Here is a 15,413-nt window from a genome sequence, read left to right on the forward strand (position 1 = left end):
CATGACGCCGCTGACCGTCCGCTACTTCGCGGGTGCGCGCGCCGCCGCCGGGCGCGCCGAGGAGGTCATACCCTCAGGCCGGTCGCTCGACGACCTCACAGCCGAGCTGACCCGGCGACACGGCGACCGACTCGCCGCCGTGCTCCGAGTGGCGAGTTTTCTGGTGGACGGCGTCACCTGTCATGATCGTCAGGCACCCCTACCGGCCGGGGCCACGATCGATGTCCTGCCCCCGTTCGCGGGCGGCTGAGGGAGGCGTACACATGTTGGCGGTTCTGGGGTTCGTGGCTGTCCTGGCACTGGTCACCGGCCTCATCCACCTATACCTGTGGAAGCGGCTCATTCGGGACACCACCACCCCGGGCCGTTGGCGGCGGGTCGGCGGAATCGCCGCCCTGGTGCTGGCGCTGCTCGTGCCGGTCACCATGGCCGGGACGCAGGCCGGGCTCTACTGGCTCGCCTGGCCGGGTTACCTGTGGCTCGCGCTGATGTTCTACCTGCTGGTCATGCTGGTCGTGCTGGAAGTGCCGATGCTGGTCACCCGGCTGGTGCTACGCCGCCGGGTGGTCGCCGCGGAGCCGACCGCCGCCGCACCCGAGCCGGTGCTGGTCGGTGCCGCCGGGCCGACCGAGCCGCCGGCCGCGGGCGCCGTCGCGGCACCGGACCACGACCCGTCCCGCCGGTTGCTGCTGGCCCGTGGGGCGGCCATCTTCGCCGGCCTCACCGCCACCGGCATCACGGGGTACGGCATCCGCACGGCGCTCGGCCCGCCACGACTGGACCGGGTGCAGATCCCGCTCGCCAAGCTCCCCCGCAGCATGGACGGCCTGCGCATCGCCACCGTCTCCGACATCCACCTCGGCCCGCTGCGCGGCCGGGCGCACACCGAGCGGATCGTCGCCGCGATCAACCGGCTCGACGCGGACCTGGTCGCGGTGGTCGGTGACCTGGTCGACGGCTCCGTCGCCGAGCTCGGCTCAGCGGCGGCACCGCTGCGTGACCTGCGTGCCCGGTACGGCAGCTTCTTCGTCACCGGCAACCACGAGTACTACTCCGGCGTGGAGGAGTGGGTCCAGGAGGTCGACCGGCTCGGCCTGCGGGTGCTGCAGAACCGGCGGCAGGAGATCCAGGCCCGGGGCGGTGTGCTCGACCTGGCCGGCGTCAACGACCTGACCGGCGCGGGCACCGGCCTCGCCGCCGGTCCGGACTTCGCCGCCGCCCTCGGTGACCGCGATCCGAGTCGTCCCGTGGTCCTGCTCGCCCACCAGCCGCTGGCGGCGAAGGAGGCCGCCAGGTACGGCGTCGACCTGCAGTTGTCGGGGCACACCCACGGCGGGCAGATGGTGCCGTTCAACCTGGCCGTCCGGCTGGAGCAGCCGGTGGTCAGCGGGCTCGGTGAGGTCGACGGCACCAAGGTCTACGTGACCAACGGCGCCGGTTTCTGGGGGCCGCCGGTCCGGGTCGGGGCCGAGCCGCAGATCAGTCTGGTCGAGCTGCGCTCGGCATAGCGGGCGTCACGTCCGCGCGTGGCGGCGGGCGGCCGGCGCGGCGGGCGTGACAGGATGCGGCGTGCCCCCGTTCAGCGCCGTACCCCCCGGTGGCCTCCCGCCATTCGTCGCGGACCTGCACATCCACTCGAAATACTCGCGCGCGTGCAGCCGCGACCTCACCACGCCGAACCTCGCGTGGTGGGCTCGGCGTAAGGGCATCGGCCTGCTCGGCACCGGTGACTTCACCCATCCCGCCTGGTACGACCACCTGCGGGAGACACTGCGTCCGGCCGAACCGGGGCTGTACCGACTCGACCCGGATGCGGAGCGGGACGTGGCCCGGCGGCTGCCGCCCCGACTGGCCTCGGCGGCGGAGTCGGACCCGGTCCGGTTCATGCTCAGCGTGGAGATCTCCACCATCTACAAGCGGGACGACCGGACCCGCAAGGTGCACCACCTGATCTACCTGCCGGATCTGGACGCGGTGGCCCGGTTCAACACCGCGCTCGGCCGGATCGGCAACCTCGGCTCCGACGGAAGGCCGATCCTCGGGCTGGACTCCCGCGACCTGCTGGAGATCACCCTGGAGGCCAGCCCGGACGGCTTCCTGGTACCGGCGCACATCTGGACGCCGTGGTTCTCCGCGCTGGGCTCGAAGTCCGGCTTCGACGCGATCGCGGACTGCTACGCCGATCTGGCCGAACACATCTTCGCCGTGGAGACCGGCCTCTCCTCCGATCCGGCGATGAACTGGCGGGTCGGCAGCCTCGACGGCTACCAACTGGTCTCCAACTCGGACGCGCACTCCCCACCGGCACTGGGCCGGGAGGCGACCGTGCTGACCGCCGAGCGAAACTACTTCGCCGTCCGGGAGGCGCTGCGGACCGGCGACGGCCTGGCCGGCACCATCGAGTTCTTCCCCGAGGAGGGCAAGTACCACGCGGACGGGCACCGGCTGTGTGGGGTCAACTGGTCCCCGGAGCGCACCCGCGCGGCCGGCGGGCGCTGCCCCGAGTGCGGCAAGCCGCTCACCGTGGGCGTCCTCAGCCGGGTCGAGGAGCTGGCGGACCGCCCGGAGGGGCACCGGCCGGCGCACGCCCGGCAGGTCACCCATCTGGTGCCGCTGGCCGAAATCCTCGGCGAGATCAACAAGGTGGGCGCCCGGTCGAAGAAGGTCGAGGGGCGACTCAACGAGCTGGTCGCCGCGCTCGGCCCCGAGCTGGAGATCCTCACCACGACGCCGCTGACCGACATCGCGCAGGCCGGTGGTGAGCTGCTCGCGGAGGGCATCGGGCGGCTGCGGCGCGGCGATGTGCGCCGGGTGCCGGGCTACGACGGCGAGTACGGGGTGATCACCCTTTTCGACCCGGCGGAGCTGGGCTCCAACGGCGGCACCGCCCAGGAGACACTCTTCGACGTACCGGTGCCGGCGCAGCGGCGACCCGCGGAGCCGGCGGCCCGCTCCACGGCCAAGCGCCCGGCGGCGAAGGCGGAGCTGAAGCGTAAGCCGACCCCGGCCCCCGCGCCGCCGATCGCGTCGCCGCCGTCTCCCCACGAACCGTTCGAGCCGATGCTCTCCGGGATGGAGGAGGTCGGCACCGGCCTGCTGGACCGGCTGGACGCGATGCAGCGGGTGGCGGCCTCCGCACCCGGTGGTCCGCTGCTGATCGTTGCTGGTCCGGGCACCGGCAAGACCAGAACGCTCACCCACCGGATCGCGTACCTCTGCGCGGAGCTGAACGTCTTCCCCGAGCACTGCCTCGCGATCACGTTCACCCGCCGGGCCGCCGAGGAGCTGCGGCACCGCCTCGACGCCCTGCTCGGCCCGGTCGCCGAGGACGTCACCGTGGGCACCTTCCACGCACTGGGGTTGACCATCCTGCGGGAGAACGCCGACGCGGCGGGCCTACCGGCGGACTTCCGCATCGCTGACGACGCGGAGCGCGCGGCGGCCCGGTCCGAGGCCGGCGATGACAGCGCCAGCTACACGACGCTGCTGCGCAAGCAGGACCTGGTCGACCTGGACGAGCTGGTGAGCCTGCCGGTGGAGCTGTTGCGGGCCGACCGTGAGCTGGTCGAGCGGTACCGGGACCGCTGGCGGTGGATCTTCGTCGACGAGTACCAGGACGTCGACGCGATGCAGTACGAGCTGCTGCGGCTACTCAGCCCGGCGGACGGCAACCTGTGTGCGATCGGCGACCCGGACCAGGCGATCTACTCGTTCCGGGGTGCCGACGTCGGCTACTTCCTGCGCTTCTCCGAGGACTTCGTCGACGCCCGGCTGGTCCGCCTCAACCGCAACTACCGCTCGTCGGCTCCGATCCTGGCCGCCGCCGTGCAGGCCATCGCACCGTCCTCGCTGGTGCGCGGCCGACGACTGGACCCGGCCCGGCTCGACCCGGAGGCGCCCCTGGTCGGCCGCTACCCGGCGGCGTCCGTCGCCGAGGAGGCCGACTTCGTGGTCCGTACCGTCGACGACCTGGTCGGCGGGCTGTCGCACCGTTCGCTGGACTCGGGCCGGATCGACGGCCGGTCCACCTCGCTGTCCTTCTCCGACATCGCGGTGCTGTACCGCACCGACGCGCAGGCCGCGCCGATCGTCGACGCCCTCACCCGGGCCAACATTCCGGTGCAGAAGCGCTCACACGACCGGCTGCGGGACCGGCCCGGGGTGGCGGCCATTGCCCGCGAGCTGCGGCACGCCGACGGGTTGGACGGTTCGCTGGCCGCCCGGGTGCGGCTGGCCGGCCAGGTGGTCGCGGAGCGGTTCGCCGTACCGACCCTGGACGGCGCCGGCACGGTACGTCCCGAGGACGTCCGTTCGGCCGTGGACCTGCTGACCCCGCTGGCCCGACGCTGCGGCTACGACCTGGGGACGTTCCTGGCGCAACTGTCCACCGGCGCGGAGGTGGACGCGCTCGACCCGCGCGCCGAGGCGGTCACGCTGCTCACCCTGCACGCCGCGAAGGGCCTGGAGTTTCCGGTGGTCTTCCTGGTCGGCGTCGAGGACGGGCTGCTGCCACTGCGCTGGCCGGGCTCGACGCCCGACGAGGACGCGGTCGCCGAGGAACGCCGTCTCTTCTTCGTCGGCCTGACCCGGGCCCAGGACCGGCTGTACGTCAGTCACGCCGCCCGCCGCACCCGACACGGCGTGGAGCGTGAGTGCGCCCCGTCGCCGTTCCTCGGCGTCGTCGACCCGGGCCTGTTCGAGCGGTTCGGCGAGACGGAGCCGCGTCGCCCCAGGGACCGCCAACTCCGCCTCATCTGACGGTCGCCCGCGCCGGGCCCGCGGGATCTTGCACTTTCGGTCGCCGTGATGCGTGGGACGCACCTTTTGTCGACGCCGAAAGTGCAAGATCGCGCGGGGGTGGGCGGCGGCGCTGGTCAGTTGAGGAGGACGGCTAACCAGGTGCCTGCGAGCAGGGCCGGACCGAGTGGCAGCAGGGTGTCCCGGCGTACCCGTCGCGCGGCGAGCAGCCCGAGCACCAGGCCACCGTGCAGCAGATGGGGCAGAAGCAGCCCGGCCAGCAGGGCGTCCCGGCCCAGCCAGCCGAGCGGCAGGCCGAGCACGGCGGCGAGCTTCACGTCCCCGAAGCCCAACCGGGACCCGGGCAGCAGGGCCAGCAGCACGTGCGCCGTGCCAGCGACGGCCGCGCCGGCCAGCACGTCGAGCACCCGGCCGGGAGTATCGGCCAGCAGCGCCGCACCGGCCAGGCCACCGAGGGCCAGCACCCCGGCGGCGAGGACCAACGGGTCAGGCAGTCGCAGGCAGGCCAGGTCCACCCCGGCCAGCACCAACCCCACCGCTGCGACCGCGAGGAAGACCGGCAGCGCCGGGTCGTCAGCCCGTGCGACGGCGAGCCCGGCGAACACCACGGCCGCCACGATCGGGCTGAGCCACGTCGACCTGCCGGGGCGCGGTCGCGGGTCGCCCCACGACCCGCCCGGCGGGGTGGTGAAACGCCGGGCCAGCCGGGGTACGACGAGGCCGACCAGCGCGCCGAGCAGCGCGACCGGCACCAGCGCGGCGGCCGACATGGGCCGGACGTTACCGGCGGTCCCCTGTCGGCGCGGCCCCCGACCGTGATCCCGCGCCCGCCCGGCGGGGGCGCTCGGTGCTCACGACCAGAGCAACCCCGGCGACGATGACCGCGCCGCCGAGCAAAACCTGCGGGGTGATCGGCTCGGCCACGAGCAGCGCGCCGAGCGCCACCGCGACCGCCGGGTTGACATAGGCGTACGTCGACACCAGCGAGATGGGCGCGTTGTGCAGCAGCCACACGTACGCGGTGAAGGCCACCAGCGAGCCGGCCACCATGAGGTAGCCCAACGCCAGCCAGGAGCGGGTGCTGACCGTGGTCGGGTGGAAGTCGGCCACCTCGCCCCGGCAGACGGCGACGACGGCCAGCGCCAACGCGCCGGCCAGCATCTCGTACACCGTGGCCACGAAGGGGTCGGTGGGCATCCGGATCCGCCCGGACAGGAACGAGCCGACCGACCAGGAGGTGGCCGCCGCCACCACGGTCAACGCCCCGACCAGCGGTACGGCGTCCGCGCTGCCGGCGGGCAGCACCAGCAGGACCAGACCCACGAAGCCGAGGGTGACCCCGGCGAACGTCCAGACCGGCGGGCGGTCCCCGGTGCCGGAGCGCAACAGCACCACGAGCAGCGGCACGGTCGCCACCAGCAGCGCGGCGATCCCGGACGGCACCGCCACTCCGGGTGGGCCGGATTCGGCGAGCACCACCAGGCCGTTGCCGCCGGCGAGCAGGAGCACCCCGACCAGTGCGGCGGAGCCGAGCTGCCGCCGGTCCACCCGCAGCGCGCCCGGCCCTCGACGCAGCCGCAACACCACTGCCAGTATCAGGCCGGCGACGGTGAACCGGAGCGTGGCCGACATCAGTGGAGGCAGCGTCTCCACGGCGATCCGGATGGCCAGATAGGTGGAACCCCAGAGCAGGTAGACCACGATCAACGCGGTCCAGATCAGGGTCGGTGCTGCGCCTGCGCGGCGGCCGGCGAGGGCTGCGGCGCTCGGTGGAGGTGAGCTCATCGGTGGACCACGCTACGGTGACGTCGGAGTCGGCGTCGCGCTTTGGTGGCCGGCCTCTCACCACCTGTTCAGGAGGGCGGCATGACGAACTACGGGCCACCGGAGGGCGACAACCCGGGACCGTGGCGTGGGCGACGACCCGACGAGACACCTGGACGGCCGGCGCAGCAGCCCTACCCGGCAGCGCCCCAGCCCTACCCGCCGGCAGTTCCGTCCTACCCGCCCGCGCCGCAGGGACGACCCGGACAGTACGGCGGGGCACCCGCCGCACCCTACGGAGACGGTTCGGGAGCGCCGTACCACGGTGGGCAGGGGACGCCCTACGGCGGTACGCCCGGGACGCCGTACGGCGGCGGAACGGAGACGCCCTACGGGCACGAGCCCGCGACGCCCTACCCAGGCTCGTACCGGCCGACCGAGGCGGGCCCGACGTACGGCGGTCAGCCGTACCGACCCGACGACAGCCCGTACGGCGGGGATCCCGTCCCGGCACCGGGCAGGCGCGGCCGGGGGCCGCTGATCGCGGTTCTGGCCGTCGTGCTGCTGGTGGTGGCTGTCGGCGGTGCGTTCTGGCTTCTCCGCGGGCAGAGCGACTCAGCGCCGGTGGCCGCGCCATCCGGTTCGGCTGTCGCTGGTGAGCCCAGCGCGGACCCGGACGCCACCGAGGTGGCACCGAGCGCCGCCGCGCCGGAGTCGTCGGCGGATCCCCGGTTCGTCAAGGTCGGCCAGTGCATCCGCAATGACGGCGTGGCCGGCGGCAAGCCCAAGCTGCTGATCAGCGCCTGTGCCCCGAAGTCGTACGAGGTGCTGAGTCGGATCGACGGCCCGACCAGCGGCGAACGCGATGCCAAGACCAAGTGCGAGAAGGTCCAGGGCTACACCGACTGGTATTCGTTCGACAGCGAGCTGGACACTCTCGACTTCGTCCTCTGCCTCAAGCAGCGCTGAGACCACCCACCCCTGGGGATGACATGACGACCTACGGACCAACGGGTTCCGGTCAGCCGGACGACCCGTACCATCGCCCGCCCACCGGGTCCGAGGGCTCGGCACCGGGCGAGCAGACCCTGCCCCAGTGGGGTGCCCCGCCGCCCGGCGATGACCCGACCCGTCAGCAGTGGGGGCCACCGCCGGCCGGGGCGGAGCCACCGACCGCACCGATGTGGGCACCGCCGCCCACCTCGGGCCCCGGTTACCCGCCGCCTGGGCCGTTCCCGCCGGCCGGGCCGATGCCGGGCCAACCGCCCGTACCGATGCCGGGTCAGCCGGCCGGGCCGTGGGGCCAACCGCCTCCCGGTGGTTACGGGATGCCGCCCGTCGCGCCGGTGAAAAAGACCGGCGGCAAGGTGGCCCTCATCATCACGCTGGTGTTGCTGCTCGTCCTCTGCCCGTGTCTCGGCCTGGCCGGTTGGGCGGTCTGGAGGGTCGCCGACGCCAGCGGCGACGCCACGCGTACGCCAGCGACGAGCGCGCCGGTCGTTCCGCCCGCCCTGCCCAGCGACGCGCCGCCTTCGGCCGCGCCGACCCCGGATGACGAGTTCGCCAAGGGCGACTGCGTGGTGAACGACGGCACCGAGGACGACGCGGAACTGCGCAAGGTGCCGTGCGGCCCGAACACCTATCAGGTGCTCCTGCGAATCCCGGCGACCACCGACGGGGACCGGTGCGAGACGCTCGCGCCGCAGGCGACCGCGAACTACGTGCACGACAACTCGGTCGACCTGTTCGACTACGTGCTCTGTCTGAAGAAGCGGTAGCGCCGATTGCCAAAACTAGGGCTGTCTAGCGTCCAGGCTAGACAGCCCTAGTTTCTTGTCGACGGCCTCGACTTCTTGTCGACGGTCTCGACACGCCGGTAGCCCCATCTATCCATGTCTAGCCTCGCAGCTAGATGGCCCGATAATCTGCGATGCGTGGATCCGGTCCGCAACCCGTACGCGCCGGGCGCCGGCCAGCGTCCGCCCGAACTCGCCGGGCGGGGGCGGGAGCTGGACGTCTTCGACATCGTGCTCGAGCGCATCGCACGGGGCCGACCCGAACGCAGCCTGATGCTCACCGGGCTACGCGGAGTCGGCAAGACGGTCCTGCTCAACACCCTCCGGTCGCAGGCGATCAACCGACTCTGGGGCAGCGGCAAGATCGAGGCACGGCCGGAGCAGTCGTTGCGTCGCCCCGTCGCCGCCGCGCTGCACATGGCGGTCCGGGAGCTCGCCCCCCGACACCGGGCGCCCGACCGGATCGACACGTTCCTCGGCGTCCTCAAGGCGTTCGCCCAACGGTCCGCCCCGACCGGCCGGGCCGGTGCCGCCCCCAAGCTGCGCGACCGGTGGCAGCCCGGCATCGACGTGCCGGCGGCCAGCGGCCGGGCCGACTCCGGCGACATCGAGATCGACCTGGTCGAGCTGTTCAGTGACGCCGCCGCTGTGGCCAGCGACGTCGGCACCGGCATCGCCATCTTCATCGACGAGATGCAGGATCTCGGCCCGGAGGACGTGTCGGCGCTCTGCGCCGCCTGCCATGAGCTGTCCCAGCTCGGCGCGCCGCTGATCGTCGTCGGCGCCGGCCTGCCGCACCTGCCGGCGGTGCTCAGCGCCGCCAAGTCGTACTCCGAACGGCTGTTCCGCTACCAGCGCATCGACCGGCTCGACCGGATCGCCGCCGACCAGGCACTCTGCGCGCCCGCCGAGCGTGAGGAGGTCGAGTACGAGCAGAAGGCACTCGACCTGCTCTACGAGAAGTCCGGCGGCTATCCCTACTTCGTCCAGGCGTACGGCAAGGCGACCTGGGATCACGCGCCGCGCTCGCCGATCACCGCCGCCGACGTGCGGGTCGCCGCGCCCGAGGCGGAAGCCGAGCTGGCGGTCGGGTTCTTCGGTTCCCGGTTCGAGCGGGCCACCCCCGCCGAGCGCGAGTACATGCGGGCGATGGCCACCATGTCCGTGGTCGAGGGCGAGTCCGGCGCGGTGGTCCGCGACGACATGGATGCCGCGGTGCCCACCGCGGAGATCGCCCGGGCCCTCGGCCGCAAACCCGCCAGCCTCTCCCCAGCCCGGGACGCGCTGATCAAGAAGGGGCTGATCTACTCCGGTGAGCGGGGCACGGTAGCCTTCACGGTCCCGCACTTCGGCCGGTACCTGCGCACCCAACCAGCCTGACCGGCACACACCGCGTCGGCGCGGTCAGACCTTGGACCAGGGCGCCGGAAAGAGCACCTCACCGCGGGGCGGCGGCCCTTCCTCGCTGGTGGACGGCGGCAGCACCAGCGCCTGCCAGGGCTCACCGAGACCGGCCCACGGGCCGGTCAGGCCCAGCTCGGTCGCGGGGCCGAAGCCGAACCGGCGGTAGAACGCCGGGTCACCGAGAACCACGACCAACCGCTCACCCAGCTCGGTGGCGGCGTCCAGGGCGGCCTGCACCACCGCCGTGCCGTGCCCGACGCGCTGCCGGTGCGGCGCGACCGCCACCGGGCCAAATGCCAGGCTGGGTACGTCCGAGCCCCGCTCAGGCCGCACCCGCACCCGGGTGAGCAGCGCGTAACCCACGACCTCGCCGCCGTACTCGGCGACCATGGCCAGCTCCGGCAACCAGGCAGCGCTGCCGCGCAACTCGTCGACCAGGCTCACCTCCGGCGGCGTCGCCACGTCCGGGCGGGCGAAAGCGGCGGCCAGCACGCGGCGTACCGGGCCGGCGTCGGCCGGGTCCTCGGGGCGTAGCCGCAGCGTGGTCACCCGCGCGACGTTACCCGCCACGGCCCGTCCATCCGTGACTGTCGCTCGAATCGGCGTGGCGCACGTACACGACCACCGATCCGGATCCGGCGGTTGCCGGGGTAGCAAACCCCGCGAAGGGGTATGACTGATTCATGACGCCCGTACGCTCCCTCGCCCGTGCCATGCTGAGCGGCATCTTCGTGGTCAGCGGGTATCGCAACTTCCGCCAGCCGGACCGGTTGGCGGTAGCCGCCAAGCCGGTGACCGAGAAGGTCGCGCCGATCCTCAAGAAGGCACATCCGAGCTTCCCCACCGAGACCGTGACGTTGATCCGGCTCAACGCGGCGGTGCAGGTCAGTGCCGGGCTGATGCTGGCCACCGGGCGGTTCAGCCGCCCCGCCGCGCTGGTCCTCGCCGGCACGCTGGTGCCGGTGACCGTCGCCGGGCATCCCTTCTGGAAGAACGACGACCCGGCCGCCAAGAACAACAATCAGATCCACGCCCTGAAGAACCTCGGTCTCCTCGGCGGTCTGCTGCTCGCCGCGGCCGACACCGGCGGCAAGCCGGGTCTGCGGTGGCGAACCGGCCATCGCATCGGCCACTCTCGACGTTCCGTGCAGCGCGCCGTCCGTACCGCCCGACGCGAGGCCCGGATCGCCGTCCGGTCCGCCGCCACGGCACGTCGACTCCCCGGCTGAACTGCGTCGATCCGTCCCGGCGCCACCCCCACCCCCCGCTAAGGCCACGAATTACCTGAACCACCCGGTAGGCGTTAACGCGGTGGAAATGTCAAAAACATGTGTGGGATCGGACACGGTCGCATAACGCGGGAGGCACTGACGTGAGGCGCCGTTCTAGGCTCCGTGCAGGACCTGGACGGGTAGGACGATCTTGGTACGGGGGTGGCCACGCCATGCCGACGGCTGTCGGTAGTCGGGCGGACCGCCTCGCCCCAATCCAACGCGTGATGCGTCGGATCGATCGCAGGAACGTCGTACGAGGCGCCATCGTGGTCGCCGTCGCCTACGCCGCATGGCTCGCCATCGGCGCGTTCGGGCGGCCGTACAACTTCTTCGACATGAAGATCTACCACGGTGCCGTGGTGTGGTGGGCGAGCGGTCACGAGCTTTACGAGTTCATCGCACCCGGGACCACACTCGGTTTCACCTACCCGCCGTTCGCCGGGCTGGTGATGCTGCCGATGGCGCAGCTCCCGATCGAAGCGGCCGGCATGGTCAACGCCGTCGCCAGCATCGCCGCGTTGGCCCTGGTGCTTGCCGGGCTGCTCCGCCCCATCGTGGACCGGCTGGCGTGGCCGCTGTGGTTCACAGTGGCCATTGCGGTGCCGCTCGCGGTCGCCATCGAGCCGACTCGGGAGACCCTCGGCTACGGCCAGGTCAACATCCTGCTGTTCGCGTTGATCATGGCCGATCTGATCGGCCTGCGCTGGCGCTCCCGCCGGGGCACCCACTACGCCGCGACCGACGGCCCGCTGCTCCGCTTCGTCTACGGCGGCGCCTGGGCTGGCGCCGGCATCGGCCTGGCCACCGCGGTCAAGCTCACCCCGGCGCTGTTCATCGCCTACCTGCTGATCACCCGCCAGTGGCGGGTGGCTGCCACCGCCATCGGCACCACGGTCGGCGTGACGGTCGGAAGCTTCCTCATCGTCGGGAACGAGTCGCGGGCGTACTTCGGCAGCGTGCTCTGGCAGACCGAGCGTGTCGGCGCGGCGGACATGACACCCAACCAGTCACTCGCCGGCCTACTCGCCCGGCTGTACGACTCCATCGAGACCCCCGGGCTGCTCTGGCTCGCCTTCTCCGTGCTGATCCTGGCGCTGGGCCTGTCCCGGGCGGCCAGTTCCCGCGCCGACGGTGACGAGCTGACCGCGTTCACGCTGGTCGGTCTGACCGCGAACGTGATCAGCCCGATCTCCTGGACGCACCACCTGGTCTGGGTGATCCCGGCGATCATCGTGCTGGCCGACGCCGCGGTGCGCCGCCGGGAGGCGAGCCGGGGAGTGCCGCAGCGCACCGGCCAGGGGGCGGTGTTCGGCGGGCTGCCCGGGGTCAACGGGCTCCGCCCGCCGATCTGGTATCCCACCCTGACCGGGCTCCGCCACGGCGTCGCCGCGATCGGGCTCTACCTGCTGTTCCTGATCTCCCCGATCTGGCCGTACGAGCACCAACTGCCGGAGATGTCGCACTACCAGGACGGTCTCTTCGGGGCGCTGATGGAGAACTCGCTCGCGGTCGCGCTGATCGTGCTGGTCGCCGCACTGCCCTGGCGCCCCGGGGCGGAGCCGGCGTTCTACGGCGACCGGCTCGCCAGGGCCGTGGCGGTCAACGGCCGCCGGTGAGCGCGGTCAGGGGCAGTTGACCCACTCCTCGGTGCCATCGGTGAAGACCTGCCGCTTCCAGATCGGCAGTCGCGCCTTGACCTCGTCGACCAGCCGGGCACAGGCCGCGAACGCCGCCGCCCGGTGCGCGGTGCTCACCGCCGCGACCAGCGCCACGTCACCGATCGCCAGCGGGCCGACCCGGTGCGAGACCGCCACCGCGTAGACGTCGGGCTCGGCGGCGATCTCCGCGGCCACCTCGCGCAGCACCTGCGCGGCGCTCGGGTGTCCCTCGTACTCCAGGCTCGTGACCTGGCGGCCGTGGTCGTGGTCGCGGACCACGCCCTGGAAGGAGACCACCGCGCCGGCCCGGCGGTCGGCGACCGCCGCCTCGTGCGTGGCGAGGTCGAGGGGCTGATCGGTGATCTCGCCGAAGGTGATTGCAGGCGCGGTCACGAGGCACGCTCCCCGGGTAGCAGTGGAAGTGGCACGATCGGCACGCGGTCACCGGGCTCGCCGCTGGTGCCGGGTCGGATGACGGCGAACCCGTCCGCGCCGGCCAGGCCGCGCAGCATCGCCGAACCGACGTGTCGCACCGGCGACGCGGTGCCGGCGGCCCGGTCCAGCCGGACCAGTGCCAGGTGGGTGTGATCACCGCGCCCGGGCACCGCCTCGGCCAACGTGGCCTGCGGCAGCACCGGCATCGAGCGGCCCTGCAGGCCGGCGAGCAGCGGGGCGACAAGCGAGACCAGGGCGACGATGGCGGACTGCGGGTTGCCCGGCAACCCGGCCACGAACCGGACCCGCCCGTCCTCGCCGGTAAGCCGGGCCAGCAGCATCGGAAAACCGGGGCGGACCGCCACCGTGTTGACCACGTAGTCGGCGCCGAGCGCTTCCAGGGTCGGGTGCAGGTGGTCGACCGGGCCGTTCATCGTGCCGCCGGTGGTGCACACCAGGTCAGCGTCCGCCAGCGCCGAGCGCAGGGCCGCCACGTGCGCGGGCAGCGTGTCGGCCACCGGGCCAACCACGTCGGACGGGCGGACCTGACAGCCGTACCGTCGCAGCCACGCGGGCACCGCGGGGCCCAGCGCGTCCCGGACTCGACCGGCCGCGGGCGGGCCCGCGGTCAGCAGCTCATCGCCGAACACCAGCAGCGCGGCGCGCGGCGCCCGCCGGACCCGCAACGTGTCGTGCCCGCAGGAGGCCGCCAAGCCGATCACCGCCGGGTCCACCGGCGTGCCGACCGGCAACAGCTCCTCATCGGCGTACGCCTCCTCGCCGGGCTGCCGCCACTCCGGTGTCCTTCGAGGAACGCCGCTGACCAGGCCATCAGTGCTCGTGGACTCCTCCACGCGCAGCACGGCGGTGGCGCCCTCGGGCACCATGGCCCCGGTCGCGATCTCGACAGTCGTGTCGTCCTCGGTGAGCGGCGCGGGGGTGCTGCCCGCCAACACCCGGCCGACGACCCGCCACGGGCCGTCGCCGCGCACCGCCCAACCGTCCACGCTGGAGGTCGGGAACGCGGGCAGATCGGTGCGGGTGGTCAATGGCTCAGCCAGGGTCGACCCGTCGATATCGACCAATGGTCGGGCGACGGCGGGCAGCGCGGCGGCCAGACCGACCGCGTAGACCCGCGACCGCGCTTCCTCCCACCCGGCTGGCGGGAGTGCGTCGACGCGACCCGCGGTTGGTGCGGTTTCCGTGCTCACCAACCGAGCCTATCGGCACCGACCGACACCCGCCCGGGCCTGGCCTGGACCGGTCAGTGATCTCCGCCGCGAAGCTGGTCGACGGTGTGCCCGAGGATTGGCCCGAGCACCGCCAACCCGTCCCGGGCGCCGCCGGTCGAGCCGGGCAGGTTGACCACCAGCATCCGGCCGGCGACCCCGGCCAGACCCCGGGACAGCACCGAGGTGGGCACCCGGTCGCGACTGTGCGCGCGGATCGCCTCGGCGATGCCGGGAATCTCGTAATCCAGCAGACTCCGGGTCACGTCCGGTGTCCGATCCGACGGGGTGACCCCGGTGCCGCCGCTGGTCAGCACCACGTCGATGCCGTCGGCCCGGGCGGCCTGCACGGCGGCACCGACCGGCTCACCGTCGGGCACCACCACCGGCTCGTCGACCTGGCAGCCCAGCTCCCGCAGGCCGGCGACGAGCAGCGGCCCACTGGTGTCGGCGTAGACGCCAGCCGCCGCCCGGTTGGACGCGACGATCACTCGGGCCCGGATCACGGCCGGTTCCCCGGACGGACCCACTCGCCGGTCTTGCCGCCCTCCTTGCGCAGCACCCGGACCGCGTCCACCGAGGCCGCCGGGTCGACCGCCTTCACCATGTCGACCAGAGCGAGACCGGCGACGGCGACGGCCGTGAGTGCCTCCATCTCCACCCCCGTACGGTCCGCCGTGCGCGCGGTGGCCGTGATCTCCACGGTGTCACCGGTCAGTGTCAGGTCGACGGTGACGCCGTGCAGGGCGATCGGGTGACAGAGCGGGATCAGGTCCGGGGTGCGCTTGGCACCCATGATCCCGGCCAGCCGACCGACCGCCAACGCGTCGCCCTTGGGCAGCCCGTCGCGGTGCAGCAGGTCGATGACCTCGGGCGTGGTCCGCAAACGGCCGGCAGCCACGGCCAGCCGGCCCGTCACGGGCTTGGCGGAAACGTCGACCATACGGGCCGCACCAGCGCGGTCGACGTGGCTGAGCTGCGCGGGTTCGGTCACGGTCGTGAGCCTATCGCTGCGGTACGACGCGCTCGGAAGGAGCGGCGTCGCGCTGACCACCACGCCGGGTGCTGACGGCGCAGCGGAGGGACGCCGCTCCT

The 15,413-nt window shown here is 72.8% G+C and carries 14 protein-coding genes and 1 pseudogene; 8 read left to right on the forward strand and 7 right to left on the reverse strand.

The annotated features are described in order from the left end of the window. The first annotated feature begins 1 nt into the window (after position 1). The 3 genes from ACQEUX_RS27295 (at position 2) to ACQEUX_RS27305 (ending at position 4,758) form a co-directional block, all read left to right on the forward strand. A complete protein-coding gene (locus tag ACQEUX_RS27295; protein WP_433054160.1) occupies positions 2–250 on the forward strand; it encodes a MoaD/ThiS family protein in 249 nt (82 codons plus the stop codon). Between the two features lie 13 nt (positions 251–263). Beyond that, a complete protein-coding gene (locus ACQEUX_RS27300; protein ID WP_433054163.1) occupies positions 264–1,508 on the forward strand; it encodes a metallophosphoesterase in 1,245 nt (414 codons plus the stop codon). A 61-nt stretch (positions 1,509–1,569) separates the two neighbouring features. After that, on the forward strand, positions 1,570–4,758 hold the full coding sequence (locus ACQEUX_RS27305) for a UvrD-helicase domain-containing protein (RefSeq protein ID WP_433054166.1): 3,189 nt from the start codon (positions 1,570–1,572) through the stop codon (positions 4,756–4,758). A 116-nt stretch (positions 4,759–4,874) separates the two neighbouring features. Here ACQEUX_RS27305 and ACQEUX_RS27310 read toward each other — a convergent pair whose 3' ends face one another. Both ACQEUX_RS27310 and ACQEUX_RS27315 read right to left on the reverse strand, forming a co-directional pair. Continuing rightward, positions 4,875–5,528 carry a prepilin peptidase gene (locus tag ACQEUX_RS27310; protein ID WP_433054169.1) on the reverse strand — a complete coding sequence of 218 codons (654 nt, stop codon included), beginning with the start codon at positions 5,526–5,528 and terminating at the stop codon, positions 4,875–4,877. A 10-nt stretch (positions 5,529–5,538) separates the two neighbouring features. Beyond that, positions 5,539–6,543 carry an EamA family transporter gene (locus ACQEUX_RS27315; protein WP_433054172.1) on the reverse strand — a complete coding sequence of 335 codons (1,005 nt, stop codon included), beginning with the start codon at positions 6,541–6,543 and terminating at the stop codon, positions 5,539–5,541. Between the two features lie 453 nt (positions 6,544–6,996). Between ACQEUX_RS27315 and ACQEUX_RS27320 the strand changes: the two are divergent. The 3 genes and pseudogenes from ACQEUX_RS27320 to ACQEUX_RS27330 form a co-directional block, all read left to right on the forward strand. Continuing rightward, positions 6,997–7,491, forward strand: a pseudogene (locus ACQEUX_RS27320) (LppU/SCO3897 family protein); the annotation flags it as partial. 359 nt (positions 7,492–7,850) lie between these two features. Beyond that, complete coding sequence (locus ACQEUX_RS27325; RefSeq protein ID WP_433057169.1) at positions 7,851–8,300, forward strand: LppU/SCO3897 family protein; 450 nt, start codon at positions 7,851–7,853, stop codon at positions 8,298–8,300. 156 nt (positions 8,301–8,456) lie between these two features. After that, positions 8,457–9,698, forward strand: coding sequence for an AAA family ATPase (locus tag ACQEUX_RS27330; protein ID WP_433054175.1), 1,242 nt, complete (start codon positions 8,457–8,459; stop codon positions 9,696–9,698). A 24-nt stretch (positions 9,699–9,722) separates the two neighbouring features. Here the strand turns inward: ACQEUX_RS27330 and ACQEUX_RS27335 are convergent, their stop codons facing one another. Beyond that, the gene (locus ACQEUX_RS27335) at positions 9,723–10,271 is read right to left on the reverse strand and encodes a GNAT family N-acetyltransferase (protein WP_433054178.1); all 549 of its coding nucleotides are present in this window, start codon (positions 10,269–10,271) and stop codon (positions 9,723–9,725) included. A gap of 134 nt (positions 10,272–10,405) precedes the next feature. On the opposite strand from ACQEUX_RS27335, the gene ACQEUX_RS27340 reads away from it, so the two are divergent. Continuing rightward, positions 10,406–10,951, forward strand: a complete 546-nt coding sequence (locus ACQEUX_RS27340) for a DoxX family protein (protein WP_433054181.1) — start codon at positions 10,406–10,408, stop codon at positions 10,949–10,951. Between the two features lie 215 nt (positions 10,952–11,166). Further along, positions 11,167–12,612 carry a glycosyltransferase 87 family protein gene (locus tag ACQEUX_RS27345; RefSeq protein WP_433054184.1) on the forward strand — a complete coding sequence of 482 codons (1,446 nt, stop codon included), beginning with the start codon at positions 11,167–11,169 and terminating at the stop codon, positions 12,610–12,612. Between the two features lie 6 nt (positions 12,613–12,618). Here ACQEUX_RS27345 and ACQEUX_RS27350 read toward each other — a convergent pair whose 3' ends face one another. Genes ACQEUX_RS27350 through moaC form a run of 4 tightly spaced genes read right to left on the reverse strand, consistent with a single transcriptional unit; the run spans position 12,619 to position 15,312 of the window. Beyond that, positions 12,619–13,047 carry a molybdenum cofactor biosynthesis protein MoaE gene (locus ACQEUX_RS27350; RefSeq protein ID WP_272614319.1) on the reverse strand — a complete coding sequence of 143 codons (429 nt, stop codon included), beginning with the start codon at positions 13,045–13,047 and terminating at the stop codon, positions 12,619–12,621. Then, positions 13,044–14,300, reverse strand: a complete 1,257-nt coding sequence (locus ACQEUX_RS27355) for a molybdopterin molybdotransferase MoeA (protein ID WP_433054188.1) — start codon at positions 14,298–14,300, stop codon at positions 13,044–13,046. The genes ACQEUX_RS27350 and ACQEUX_RS27355 overlap by 4 nt, the downstream gene beginning before the upstream one ends. Before the next feature lie 53 nt (positions 14,301–14,353). Then, the gene (locus ACQEUX_RS27360) at positions 14,354–14,824 is read right to left on the reverse strand and encodes a MogA/MoaB family molybdenum cofactor biosynthesis protein (RefSeq protein ID WP_433054191.1); all 471 of its coding nucleotides are present in this window, start codon (positions 14,822–14,824) and stop codon (positions 14,354–14,356) included. After that, positions 14,821–15,312 carry a cyclic pyranopterin monophosphate synthase MoaC gene (gene moaC / locus ACQEUX_RS27365; protein ID WP_433054194.1) on the reverse strand — a complete coding sequence of 164 codons (492 nt, stop codon included), beginning with the start codon at positions 15,310–15,312 and terminating at the stop codon, positions 14,821–14,823. The genes ACQEUX_RS27360 and moaC overlap by 4 nt, the downstream gene beginning before the upstream one ends. Positions 15,313–15,413 lie beyond the last annotated feature (101 nt).

It is taken from the genome of Micromonospora sp. CA-259024, assembly GCF_050936255.1.
In the GTDB taxonomy this organism is placed as follows: Bacteria; Actinomycetota; Actinomycetes; order Mycobacteriales; family Micromonosporaceae; genus Micromonospora.

Excerpts from the sequence above, each read along its gene's own strand:
- ACQEUX_RS27295 (WP_433054160.1), top strand. The coding sequence starts at position 2 with ATGACGCCGCTGACCGTCCGCTACTTCGCGGGTGCGCGCGCCGCCGCC.
- ACQEUX_RS27300 (WP_433054163.1), top strand. The coding sequence starts at position 264 with ATGTTGGCGGTTCTGGGGTTCGTGGCTGTCCTGGCACTGGTCACCGGC.
- ACQEUX_RS27310 (WP_433054169.1), bottom strand. The coding sequence starts at position 5,528 with ATGTCGGCCGCCGCGCTGGTGCCGGTCGCGCTGCTCGGCGCGCTGGTC.
- ACQEUX_RS27315 (WP_433054172.1), bottom strand. The coding sequence starts at position 6,543 with ATGAGCTCACCTCCACCGAGCGCCGCAGCCCTCGCCGGCCGCCGCGCA.
- ACQEUX_RS27325 (WP_433057169.1), top strand. The coding sequence starts at position 7,851 with ATGCCGCCCGTCGCGCCGGTGAAAAAGACCGGCGGCAAGGTGGCCCTC.
- ACQEUX_RS27340 (WP_433054181.1), top strand. The coding sequence starts at position 10,406 with ATGACGCCCGTACGCTCCCTCGCCCGTGCCATGCTGAGCGGCATCTTC.
- ACQEUX_RS27345 (WP_433054184.1), top strand. The coding sequence starts at position 11,167 with ATGCCGACGGCTGTCGGTAGTCGGGCGGACCGCCTCGCCCCAATCCAA.